General features: G+C 59.5%; 11 protein-coding genes, 1 tRNA gene and 3 pseudogenes. 10 read left to right on the forward strand and 5 right to left on the reverse strand.

Features of this window, described 5'->3' with window-relative positions; genetic code table 11:
• Nucleotides 1–329, reverse strand: a pseudogene (locus tag MUO32_RS23505) (catalase HPII); the annotation flags it as partial.
• A gap of 138 nt (nt 330–467) precedes the next feature.
• Here MUO32_RS23505 and MUO32_RS23510 point away from each other — a divergent pair.
• Nucleotides 468–716 carry a hypothetical protein gene (locus tag MUO32_RS23510; RefSeq protein ID WP_257950812.1) on the forward strand — a complete coding sequence of 83 codons (249 nt, stop codon included), beginning with the start codon at nt 468–470 and terminating at the stop codon, nt 714–716.
• 280 nt (nt 717–996) lie between these two features.
• Entirely contained in the window at nt 997–1728 is a 732-nt protein-coding gene (locus MUO32_RS23515) for a Crp/Fnr family transcriptional regulator (RefSeq protein WP_257950813.1), read from the forward strand.
• Here MUO32_RS23515 and MUO32_RS23520 read toward each other — a convergent pair.
• Entirely contained in the window at nt 1721–1951 is a 231-nt protein-coding gene (locus MUO32_RS23520) for a hypothetical protein (RefSeq protein WP_257950814.1), read from the reverse strand. The genes MUO32_RS23515 and MUO32_RS23520 overlap by 8 nt on opposite strands.
• A 139-nt stretch (nt 1952–2090) precedes the next feature.
• Here MUO32_RS23520 and MUO32_RS23525 point away from each other — a divergent pair, with 139 nt between their 5' ends.
• The 8 genes and pseudogenes from MUO32_RS23525 (at nt 2091) to MUO32_RS29340 (ending at nt 8586) form a co-directional block, all read left to right on the forward strand.
• Nucleotides 2091–2603, forward strand: coding sequence for a sigma-70 family RNA polymerase sigma factor (locus MUO32_RS23525; protein WP_257950815.1), 513 nt, complete (start codon nt 2091–2093; stop codon nt 2601–2603).
• A 72-nt stretch (nt 2604–2675) separates the two neighbouring features.
• Nucleotides 2676–3065 carry a hypothetical protein gene (locus MUO32_RS23530; protein WP_257950816.1) on the forward strand — a complete coding sequence of 130 codons (390 nt, stop codon included), beginning with the start codon at nt 2676–2678 and terminating at the stop codon, nt 3063–3065.
• 214 nt (nt 3066–3279) lie between these two features.
• Complete coding sequence (locus tag MUO32_RS23535) at nt 3280–3471, forward strand: hypothetical protein (protein WP_257950817.1); 192 nt, start codon at nt 3280–3282, stop codon at nt 3469–3471.
• A gap of 540 nt (nt 3472–4011) precedes the next feature.
• Nucleotides 4012–7041, forward strand: a complete 3030-nt coding sequence (locus MUO32_RS23540) for a calcium-binding protein (RefSeq protein ID WP_257950818.1) — start codon at nt 4012–4014, stop codon at nt 7039–7041.
• 216 nt (nt 7042–7257) lie between these two features.
• Nucleotides 7258–7637: pseudogene (locus MUO32_RS23545) on the forward strand (transposase); the annotation flags it as partial.
• A gap of 57 nt (nt 7638–7694) precedes the next feature.
• A pseudogene (locus MUO32_RS23550) lies at nt 7695–7874 on the forward strand (DUF429 domain-containing protein); the annotation flags it as partial.
• Nucleotides 7875–8001: 127 nt separating this feature from the next.
• Nucleotides 8002–8088, forward strand: a tRNA-Ser gene (locus MUO32_RS23555).
• Between the two features lie 330 nt (nt 8089–8418).
• The gene (locus MUO32_RS29340; protein WP_308311332.1) at nt 8419–8586 is read left to right on the forward strand and encodes a Thivi_2564 family membrane protein; all 168 of its coding nucleotides are present in this window, start codon (nt 8419–8421) and stop codon (nt 8584–8586) included.
• Between the two features lie 233 nt (nt 8587–8819).
• Here MUO32_RS29340 and MUO32_RS23560 read toward each other — a convergent pair whose 3' ends face one another.
• Genes MUO32_RS23560 through MUO32_RS23570 form a run of 3 tightly spaced genes read right to left on the reverse strand, consistent with a single transcriptional unit; the run spans nt 8820 to nt 10848 of the window.
• Nucleotides 8820–9860 (reverse strand): c-type cytochrome, encoded by a 1041-nt coding sequence (locus tag MUO32_RS23560; RefSeq protein ID WP_257950819.1) that lies wholly within the window; start codon nt 9858–9860, stop codon nt 8820–8822.
• Nucleotides 9854–10471, reverse strand: a complete 618-nt coding sequence (locus MUO32_RS23565; RefSeq protein WP_257950820.1) for a cytochrome c oxidase assembly protein — start codon at nt 10469–10471, stop codon at nt 9854–9856. Before MUO32_RS23565 ends, MUO32_RS23560 begins: the two co-directional genes overlap by 7 nt.
• Nucleotides 10468–10848: a hypothetical protein gene (locus MUO32_RS23570; protein WP_257950821.1), complete on the reverse strand. Its 381-nt coding sequence runs from the start codon at nt 10846–10848 to the stop codon at nt 10468–10470. Before MUO32_RS23570 ends, MUO32_RS23565 begins: the two co-directional genes overlap by 4 nt.
• Between the last annotated feature and the right edge of the window lie 3 nt (nt 10849–10851).

The following is a 10851-nucleotide window of genomic DNA, read 5'->3' on the forward strand; positions in this document are numbered from 1 at the left end:
GGGAGAGGGCTCCAGATCCTGACGCGTCTCGACCGCTGCATCGGCCGGTTTCGGCATGGAGCGCGACCTTGTTGGCCAGCGTCTCGTCGATGTTGCGAAGGTGCGAGATCATGCGCTCAGCGCCATACCGATGTGTCGCTGTTCGGGCGGCGTCTGGCTGATATAGAACTGACGCGCCTGAATGCAGTGATCGGCAAAGCTCTCCGGTCGCAGTCGGACCTTTTCACCGCTCTCCTGCGCGTTGAATGCCGGTATCCGGCAAGGGGAGATTCGCGCGGTCCTTCTCCAAAGGAATTCGGCTGATAGTTACAGACCGATCTCCCGCAAGGGAGGGCGTGCTTGCTTTTGGCAGTTGACGGAGGCCTGAAGCTCCTCTGTTGCCAACGTTCCCCCCGAACGTTGGACGCCCTGTCCTCTAGGAACGTTCGCCCCGTTTGGGCGTTGTCCCGCTAACTCAGGAGGCGGCGATGGGGCGTTTTTACTTCAAGATACAGGATCAGGACGGCGTGCTGCAGCCGGACCGCGGTTTCGACTTCGAAAATCTGGATGAGGCAAAGGGCGAGGCAAAGACCCTCCTGGCAGAGATGGCTATAGATGGGCTCCCAAATGAACCGATCGACACCATCTCCGTCGAACTGCAAGACGCCAATCGTGTTCCAATCGTGACGTTTCGGTTGGTTCTCGAGGCGATACCGCACGGTGGCCAAGAGCTCTGAAGTCGCGCTGCATAGCCGATAAGGTGACATGGTCGAACGCATGGACCTCAGCCCGGCGCAAGCGACATTTTCAATGCTAGGGAGCGAACAATACTCGCTCTTGTTCGTCTCCGCGTCTTCAGCCGCCTGGGACATATTCTTTCCTTTGTCCGCTTCCGTACCGACAGCTGGCTCTGGCTTGTGTCATCAGCTCTGCGGTCATAGATGGACAGCAATTGACTGTAGGAAAGACCGAAGCCTTGGGCAGATGTGCGGTCGGTGAACCGCATAGGAATGTCGGATGGCAGACGTTTGGCAGAGCGGGTTTCAAAACTACTTGCTTCGGCGCTTACCGCAAACGAGCCTGGTACGGTTTGAAACATATCTTGAGAGGATAGAGGTGCCGCGTTCGCACCAGCTTTCCTCACCCCATCAGCCGATGGAGCATGCCTATTTCTTCGAAAGCGGGATCGCATCCGTCGTTATCCGGTCTCCAGAGGGCCAGCATAGCGAAATCGGGATAATTGGTCGGGACGGCATGTGTCCGACGGCGGCGATCTTAGGTGTGGATGCGGACCCCTTTTCCATCCATATGCAAATGCAAGGGGACGCCTATCGGATACCTTCGTCGGTTCTGAAAGCGGTTCTTTCTGAAGATCGCGAAGTTCATACCTTGTTTGCGCGCTATACGCAGGCGTTGGCGGTTCAGCAGGCCTATACGGCTCTCTCCAATGCAGTTCATCACATTGACGAGCGGCTCGCGCGCTGGATCTTGATGTGCCACGACCGCGTGGATGGAGAAGATATCAGCCTAACGCATGAATTCATGGCGGTCATGCTCGCCGTCCGGCGCCCGAGCGTGACGACAGCGCTGCATGTGCTGGAAGGCAAGAAACTCATCTATTCCGAGCGCGGCGTCGTCAGTGTTCGAAACCGGACGGGCCTTGAAGCATTCGCGCGAGATGCGTACGGCGAATGCGAGAAGGAATATGGAAGGCTTATCGGGGCGTCGCTCGGACAGTCGACTACGTGAGCGCTTCGGAAAACGGCATGCGCGCCACCAGCTCTCCCTGATCGTCGACGATCTCGAAAAGACGCGTTTCGTCCAGTTGCCCTTTGCGCACATCCTCGGCTAGTATTTCGCGGGCCGCGACGCGTGCCTCGGCAAGTGCGGCCTGCAAGGTATCGAAATCTCCTCCTTCCCGATCCTCGATCCGTTCCGTTCGACTGCGAATGTGAAAGAAATAATGGGTCATGGTCGCCTCTGAGCATCATTGGCCTTCGCAACAGACTGACGAAGTCGCGATGTGTTCCATTCTCTTGTCGTCGCGTCCGTACGTTATCGTACCGCAACTATCGCCATAGCGGTTCGTTCCCTTCAAAATGGAGGGATTAATGGACGCTCTACTCTGCGAGGACCCAGCTCAAACGGTTCATGGTGAAATTGAGGTGCAGTTGCCTGCGCTGAGGCGGTTTGCCCAGAGGCTGACCCGCTCGGTGAGCGAACGGGAAGACCTTGTCCAGGAGACGGTGATGCGCGCGCTACGCTCCTCGCACCAGTTTCATGCAAACACGCAACTTCGCTCGTGGCTCTTCACGATTATGCGCAATACGTTCAACACGGAGTATCGCCGCCGCTGCCGGGAACCGGTTGGACTGGACGACGGCCTCTTTGAGCGGCTCAGTATCAGTGCGCCGCAGGAATGGGCGGTTCGGCGCAGCGAGTTGTGCTGCGCAATCGGCCGTCTCCCACCGCGATCACGCCGCGCATTGCTGCTCGTCGCAATGGGCGTCAGCTATATCGACACGGCCCGGTTATGTGCGTGCGAAATCGGAACGGTGAAAAGTCGGGTCAACCGTGCGCGAAAAATGCTTGAGGACGAGATCGGCCGCCCTAGCGCGCCTTAAAGGGAACAATGGCGCTCCTCACGGGATTGGCCTGTTTACATACCCCACCGATTGAATGACTGGAGCGTGACCATGACCGATCACAAGCAAGTGTCACGCGAGGAAGACTTTCTCGACTACGAGGAGCGCGATGTCCGCGTCGGTTGGCCCTATGCCGACAGCGATGATGCGCGTCGCGCTGGTCAGAATGCGCCCTACGGGATAACCGGCGCTGGTTTGGACCGGGTCGAAAACGAAGGCATCGAGATCACTTCGGGCCCGACCGGGCGGGATGTCGAAGGAGAAAAGGGAGCATTTGCTGAAAATGCGCATGAGGCAATTTCGGACGACGCTCTTGGGGCATGGGTTCTCGAAGCACTTGATCGGGACGGGCGGTTTGATCTTCAAATGCTCGATCTCACGATCCGCGATGGGGTTGCTGAACTTGACGGCGCCGTCGATAGCCAGGACGAACGGCGTTAGCTGATCCAGTTCCTACGCCGGGTGAAGGGCCTGCGCGAAGTGCGGGCCGGTGGACTTTTGACGTATGGCGTCGATAGCCATGTTCCCCGAGATGTTGCTGAGTAACGTCCAAACCAAGCCAAAGACCCACTCGGTGCCGTCTCGTACGCTGTTGCCGCTTGGAATTGAACCACCGCAACTCTAGACTTGCGCCTATCGCAAAGAGGAGGCGGGCGTGGGCAGCTACACTTCCAGGGGAACGTTTCAGCCGGAAGAGCTGGTTGCGTTGAAAACGGTCTTTGACGAATTGACTGCGGAGCCTTGTTTCGAAGCCTCCGATGAGGCAAGGGAGAGTTTCGCCAAGTATCTCTTCGAGATGTTCCCTGCCATGACCTTCAATCCGATCAAGCACCGTTCGATCATCTAGGCGTCTGCCCGGATGTTCTACTCCCGCGAGGACGCCTGATGTAATCGCTCTCGAAATGCGGCATACGGGCAACGGTATCGTGGGTTCGAACCCCACCTCTTCTGCCAAAATTTCACTACTAGCTTGTTTTAAATGGTTTTTTCATAGCCTTGAATTTCAGCGCCACGATTAACCCCGCATTTGCATGCGGCTTGGTTTATGGCGAGTAGCTCTCCGAACGACGAAGGCTGCTTTTCCAGCGCGACCATTTGACCTCGACCTTCCAGTCAATCCGTTCGCACCGCAGTTCCCAAGTGCGTGGCCGCAACCGTGTTCCCAATGCCAATTAAAACCTGCGTACCGCGACCCGTATCGATACCTGTTCCCCAGGGAACACGGTCGCCCCCTTGCTTGTGAGCAGATGCGGTCACGGCGGGAATGTACTCGCCATCGAACTGCGGCGGCCTGACCTCCAATGTTTATACAGCACTTTTCGGCCACCCATGCGGCGGGTGGCGGGTGGTCGCTGTTGTCCGAAAAATAGAGTTATGGGTGAGAAAAGTGGCGACGAAATATGGAACAAATGCATCGGAAACGCTGACCGGCGGCCTTGACCAGGATTACATCTTTGGCCAGGGCGGCCACGATAAGATCTACGGCGTGTTTGCCCGCGACAACCTGTCGGGCGGCGACGGCAACGACACGCTGAGCGGCGGTTTTCAAGACGATACCCTCTATGGCGACCTCGGCACGGACACGCTGTCGGGCGACCAGGGCGATGACACGCTTTCGGGCGGTGGCGGTGCCGATACGATGTCCGGCGGAATGGGCGACGATCGCTTCACCGATTATTCCATCGGCGACTGGAAGGGTGACATCGTCGATGGCGGGCTGGGCACGGATACGGTCGACATCAACCTGCAATACAACACGGCCGGTATCAAGTTCACGGTTCAAGACCCGACCACGTCGGTCAACATGGCCGGTTTCACCGTCAAGAACATCGAACAATATTGGGTCACGGCCACCAATTTTGCCGACACGCTGACCGGTGGCCACTGGAACGACCGCTTCAACGGGCAGGACGGGAACGACACGCTTTCCGGCAACGGGGGCAACGACACTCTCGACGGCGGCGCCGGCAAGGATACGCTCTCCGGCGGCCAGGGCGATGACTATCTCTACGGCCGCGACGGCGACGACAAGCTCGACGGCAGCTATGGCGACGACAACCTGCAGGGCGGGACCGGCAACGACAATATCATCGGCGGCAACGGTGACGACGCGCTCTACGGCGAAGATGGCAATGACGTGCTGAATGGCGGAAGCGGCGACGACTATCTGTGGGCCGGCGACGGCAACGACACGCTGAACGGCGGCGCAGGTGCGGATTACATCATCACCGGCAGCGGCACGAACACCGTGAATGCCGGTGATGGCGACGACGAGATCCTGATCACCCTGGCGGATGGCGCCGACAAAGTCGACGGTGGTGCCGGCATCGACGAGATCGAGATCCGCAACATCTCGGGCACCTTCACGGCCAAGGCCTCGACGGTCGTTAATACGCTCGCCGACGGCACGACCATCGTCAATGTCGAGAACTACGATCTCTACGGCACGAACGACAGGAACACGATCGTCACGCTGGGCGGAAAGGACCACATCGTCACCTACGACGGCGACGACACGGTCAAGGCCGGCGCAGGCGACGATTCCGTCGATGGCGGTGCTGGCAACGACAAGCTCTATGGCGAAGCGGGCAACGACACGATATTCGCCGGCTCCGGCAAGGACGCGATCGACGGCGGCTCGGGTACGGACACGGTTTATATCGACGTCTACAGCTACCAGACGATCAATTACACCTTCGACGTCGTCAACAGCAAGGGAACGCTGTCGAACGGCTCCTACGCGCAGAACACCGAAATCTTCAACATCTTCACCTCCGCCTATGGCGACGACGTCCTCAAGGCCGGCAATGCCCAAAGCGTCTGGTTCAAGTCCTACAGCGGCAATGACCAGCTCTACGGCAGCGCCGGCGACGACCTGCTCGACAGCGGACTCGGCAACGACAAGATCGTCGCCGGTAAGGGTGACGACGTGCTGTACGATCTTGGCGGCAACAACAACCTGTCGGCCGGCGACGGCGACGACGAGGTGCATCTGTCAATCTTCGAGGCCCATGCCGGCGGGGATACGACGACGCTCGATCTCGGCGCGGGCAATGACAGCGTGGAGTTCAACGCCGGCCTCGGCTACACCTTCGGCACGCTCAACGCCGACGGCGGCGCAGGCAGCGACCTCGCCGTCATCGACCGCAACGAAACCACCAAGGCCCTCACCTTCACGCTGAGCGCCAACGCGACCGTCGTCAACGGCGATGTCACGCTGAGGAATTTCGAGCGCATCGACATTACCGGCGGCTCCGGTGCCGACAAGTTCACCGGTGGCAACCTGTCGGATTCGCTCGACGGCAACGACGGTAACGACACACTTGTCGGGCTTGGCGGCGACGACTGGATCTATGGCGGCAACGGCCGTGACACACTGAAGGGCGGCGATGGCCGCGACACGATCTGGGCGGCCGGATCGAGCGACGACGCAGCGGCCGACACGATCGATGCAGGCGCCGGCGATGACTACGTCCACATCAACAACGGCGACGCCGCCATCGGCGGCGCCGGCACGGATACGGTCTATGTCGACGTCTCGACGCTGACGACCGGCGTCAAGTTCACCTCCGGCACCGGCACGGTGAAGGTCAACGCCACCACCTCCTATTCCGGCATGGAAGCGCTCGATTTCACCGGCACGAAGGGCAACGACATCGTGACCGGCGGCGCCGGCAGCGACACGCTGCGCGGCAGGGAGGGCAACGACACGCTCAACGGCGGCGACGGCAGGGATTTCCTCTACGACGATGCCGGCAATGACACGCTGCTGGGTGGCGCCGGGGACGATAGTTTCACCCGCAACGAGTTCACCGGCAAGGACGTCTTCGATGGCGGCGCCGGTGTCGACACGCTGGACTTCAACTATTACGGCTACGACACCTCGGTGAAACTCGACCTGCTCGACAACACCAAGAACGATGGCCTCGCCCGCGGCCTGACGGTCAAGAATATCGAGCGGATCTGGGGCACCAGCCAGGACGATGATATCAGGGGTACGAATGCCAGCGAATGGATGTACGGTGGCAGCAAGGACGATATCCTGCAAGGCCGTGGCGGAAACGATACGTTGATTGGCGGGTCCGGCGGCGATCAGCTTACAGGTGGATCGGGCAAGGACATGTTCCAGTTCAACTACGTCACCGACGGCGGCGATCAGATCACCGACTTCAAACGTGGCGAGGACAAAATCGCCATCGACGACACCGCCTTCGGCATCAAGGCCGGAAGCGGGATCAAGCTCCTGCTCGCCGACGACGCCGTCTTCACGACATCAGGCCCAACCTTCCTTTACGAAAAGGACACGCACCGGCTTTGGTTCGATGCGGACGGCAAGGGCGGCGACAAGGAATCCGTCCTCCTCGCGACCCTAGACAACGTTTCGACGCTCTCCACCAGCGACTTTCTTTTGGTCTAACCTGGTATCCCGCCAGTTTGGCGAATACTCTCCGCGCCGTTCGAGCGCTTTCTGCCCGGCAGGACGCGCTCGAATTTTCGACTGGAGACATCAGTCAAAGGCGTTGCCGGCATTCTGCCCAAGACAGCGAATAGGCATCAACGAACTGCCAAAACCTTTGGCCGGATATCACCGCTCGTGGGCAAACGTCTTTGGACAAATGACGCGCTGAAACTCATTGGAACACAGCCGGATGCGGGGCTGGTCAATACCATGCTGGAAGCCGCTATCGAAACCGTGGCCGATATTGATGCGCGGCCTATCGTTCATTCTGATCGCGGAGCCCACCATCGCTGGCCGGGCTGCTCACAAGGACAGGCGATGCAAAGCTGGTCCGCTCAATGTCTCGCAAGGGCTGTTCGTAAGACAACGCGGCCTGCGAAGGCTTCTTCGGTCGGCTGAAAACAGAACTCTTCTATCCTAGAGACTGGAGGGCGACCACGATCGAGCAGTTTGTCAGAGAGGTGGACGCCTAAATCCATTGGTACAACGAAAAGCGCATCAAACTGTCACTTGGCGTCCTCAGTCCCATCGAATATCGAAACAGCCTTGGGCTTAACCCACAACCAGTCCAACTTTTTATCCGCATCCGCGCCCGGGTCAGTTCTCAGTGGCAATCAACACTTGACGCATTGACTTGCGGCCTGATCGGACTTCATTGGCTTGTCGCCCCGCGCGACCAATCAGTGATGATTGGCGATCTGGAGAGCGGTTACATGATTGCACCGGCCACAAATGGCATCCATGAGCGGTTGCACGCTGCAGCGCTGCAGCGGAACGTGCCAATTGTATGAATTGGAGAAGCTTCGCTGCCGCAGGCACACTCCGGCCACTCCCATCGAAGCAAGATTGACCTGGACAACCGCGGCAGGACTTGCCGCTATGAGACAGCCCGCGCCCCCGTGCGCCGACCAACAAAGCGGAGAGGTGGCTGAGTGGTCGAAAGCACCGCACTCGAAATGCGGCGTACGGAAATCCGCATCGCGGGTTCGAATCCCGCCCTCTCGTCGAGTTTCCTCATCTACGAAATTGATTTGGTAGAGAAATATCGGTTTGGCGTTCGGCGTCCCTTCTTCCATTGAAGCCACCTCCTCTCGAGTATATGCGAACACAAGCGCCGACTGTGACGGAGCCTCTGGCTGTTCGCTATCGCCGGCGATGGGGCGTTGGATTTGGTACAACCAAAATCAGAGGCCAGCGCGCCGGCTTCGCGCTACGCGCATATTGGTCTAGTCGGAAAGAAGCCGCAGTACGGCAGTCCCACCCTTTCCTTTGCGCGCTCACGCCATATTTACGCCTTTGCCACGCAATTCAGCGCTGGCTTATGGAGTTGGGGCTTTGGCTACATCGGTACTTATCAGCATTTTGATCACCTTCCTGGTAATCGTGCTGGTTCTCTATCTCATTGGACGGTTGCCGCTTGACGGACGCGCGAAGCAAATCGCGCAGATCATCGTGATAATCATCGGGATAATTGCGCTGTTGAAGTACATCGCGGTGTTCTAGGCCAGATCACTTCGCATTGGCGCATCCAGATGCCCTGCGTCGTGCAGGGCATCTACTCCGATGCGGATCTTTTCAAAATAGTCCTGTTTTTCAGATGCATGCGCTCGACGTGGAGTGTTCAAGAGCGGGTGGGATGCGCACTTACCATCCGCGAGGGGAGCATGGACCCGAGCGGCGGACCGCTTTCGCGCTCACTGAGGTGCCGATCAATCCAAAATTCCACGCAAATGCAGTTACTGCGCCTTACGGTCGGCAAAGTAGGCCACCAGGGCATTAATGTCACCCTCCTTGAGGTTGGCGACGGCCTTTTCCATGACGTGTCTGAACGGTCCTCCGCCGCGGTTTTTCCCGACAAAAAGTCTCAACTGATTTTCGAGATAGGAAGCCGGCTGGCCGGAAAGGCGCGGGAAGGCGGGATTTGCCTCTGACTTGTCGTGGCATGACAGGCAGGCGGGGATGCGCCGGACAGGATCGCCAGTGACAGCAAGCGCTTCTCCACGAGCCGCGTTCTCGGAGGCCAAGCCCTGTAAGCGCGCGGGCTCGGCAGCAAAGTGACGGGCGAGGGCGCGGCGATCCTCTCCGTCCAATCTCTCTATCGCCACCACCATGATACCGCTCGGCCGCGTTCCATCAGCATAGGCGGCAAGGGCCTGTTCGAGATAGGTGGCAGATTGGCCGGCGAGCCGTGGTATCAGGCTTCGCGGTTTGATGCGTTCGGGCGCATGGCACCCGTTGCAGGTTTCGATCACACCTTCCAACGTCGGCTCCGTTTCTAAACTACCCGCCAGGTCACGATAACCGTTGGCGTCGAGTTCAGGATACCGGCGCAGAAAGGCAACCATGGCCCACGCCTCGTCCTCGCGACCGGCGACCGGCCAGGCAGGCATACCCGTATAGCGCACGCCATGCTGAACGATCTGGAACAACTCTGCGTCGCTCCAGGCGGCGATCTTATCCTTCAGATCGGGCGGCGGTGGCAGCATTTTAGCAACACTGTCCGGTCGCGACCCGGCAGGCGAGCCGTGGCAGATCGCACACCCGGCCTCGAAATGCCCGGCCGCCATCGGTAACATGCCCTCGGTAAAGACCGGAACAGTCGTGCCGATCGCGGCTGTGCGGACGGACGATCGCATCACCCAGTGCAGAACGATATCCGTGATCTTCCAATGGCCGGTGCTTGCCTTGACGCTGATCAGTCCAGACCAGGCAACAAGAAGCGCACCCAGAACGCCGGCAAGTAGGAGGACGACGATATGTCTCCAGCCGATCAGCATCTTGGCCCCTCGCGCAGTGTTTCACCGTCCCGCAGGACGCCAGCAAGAAGGACGATGCCGCCGACGAGATAAGCAAATGCTCCCACCACCAACATCACCACACCGCCGATTTGCTGGTCGGCAGCAGCGGGAAGGGAAATACCGAAACAGCGGACAGCGCCGTCGCCATAGAGAGGGCGCGGCGCCAGCGCCAGCAGCACGCCGAGAAGGGTCATGTGCATCGAGGTGAACAACAATCCTACTGTCCCGGCGAGCCGCCCCTCGCCCGGCCGTAGGCAAGCGATCCATAGTAGTAGGCCGGCAGCGAGAAAACCGATCTGCTCAATGAGCGTGAGCGGGTGACTTGCATCTGCGGCGGCGCGTAGCACTGGCAGATGCCAGAACCAGATCACGACGAGTTCGATCAGCGAGGCCAGCATCGGGGTCATCCAGGTCCAACGCGCCATCGGGTCGCGCCGCGCGCCGACGAGGCCATGGGCGATCAGGGGGGCTGCCACGGCGACGATTCCCATGTGCACGACCATGTGGACTGTGAAGGAGTTCGATCCAAAGCCGAGGATGAGGGCAAGACAGAGAATGACAATGCCGACGGGGAGCGCAATGCTTTTCATGTCTGGCACGCTCCGATCAATAAGAGCGGCACGGCGACAAACACAACCGCGACGAAACTCAGGCCGGAGAGCAGCAGCGTTGCGAATCCCTGGAAGAGGAGGCGGTCCCTGCGCGTCGGTTCGTCATGCGGCGGGTCGCCTGAACCGAAACCCCATTGCCTCCACGCAAGATAGGCCGAGGCCGCGATGCCCGCGAGTGCCGCGATCGTAACGGCGCCAAGGGCGAGGCGCATCGCATCGAAAGAGACGGAGGCTGAACCTGCCTTGGCACAGAAGACGGCTACGGTGATGTAGCAGGCGAGGAAATGAAGCGCCCAGATGGTGGGGGCGGTGAAGAGGGTCCAGAGGCTTTCGATTTCCTTGGGGATCAGGCGCATCGG

The organism is Shinella sp. CPCC 101442, from assembly GCF_024704725.1.
Taxonomy (GTDB): Bacteria; Pseudomonadota; Alphaproteobacteria; order Rhizobiales; family Rhizobiaceae; genus Shinella.

What these genes read in the sequence shown, in the direction of transcription:
- MUO32_RS23510 (WP_257950812.1), top strand. Translation starts at nt 468, where the DNA reads ATGGGGCGTTTTTACTTCAAGATACAGGATCAGGACGGCGTGCTGCAG.
- MUO32_RS23515 (WP_257950813.1), top strand. Translation starts at nt 997, where the DNA reads ATGGCAGACGTTTGGCAGAGCGGGTTTCAAAACTACTTGCTTCGGCGC.
- MUO32_RS23520 (WP_257950814.1), bottom strand. Translation starts at nt 1,951, where the DNA reads ATGACCCATTATTTCTTTCACATTCGCAGTCGAACGGAACGGATCGAG.
- MUO32_RS23525 (WP_257950815.1), top strand. Translation starts at nt 2,091, where the DNA reads ATGGACGCTCTACTCTGCGAGGACCCAGCTCAAACGGTTCATGGTGAA.
- MUO32_RS23530 (WP_257950816.1), top strand. Translation starts at nt 2,676, where the DNA reads ATGACCGATCACAAGCAAGTGTCACGCGAGGAAGACTTTCTCGACTAC.
- MUO32_RS23560 (WP_257950819.1), bottom strand. Translation starts at nt 9,860, where the DNA reads ATGCTGATCGGCTGGAGACATATCGTCGTCCTCCTACTTGCCGGCGTT.
- MUO32_RS23565 (WP_257950820.1), bottom strand. Translation starts at nt 10,471, where the DNA reads ATGAAAAGCATTGCGCTCCCCGTCGGCATTGTCATTCTCTGTCTTGCC.
- MUO32_RS23570 (WP_257950821.1), bottom strand. Translation starts at nt 10,848, where the DNA reads ATGCGCCTGATCCCCAAGGAAATCGAAAGCCTCTGGACCCTCTTCACC.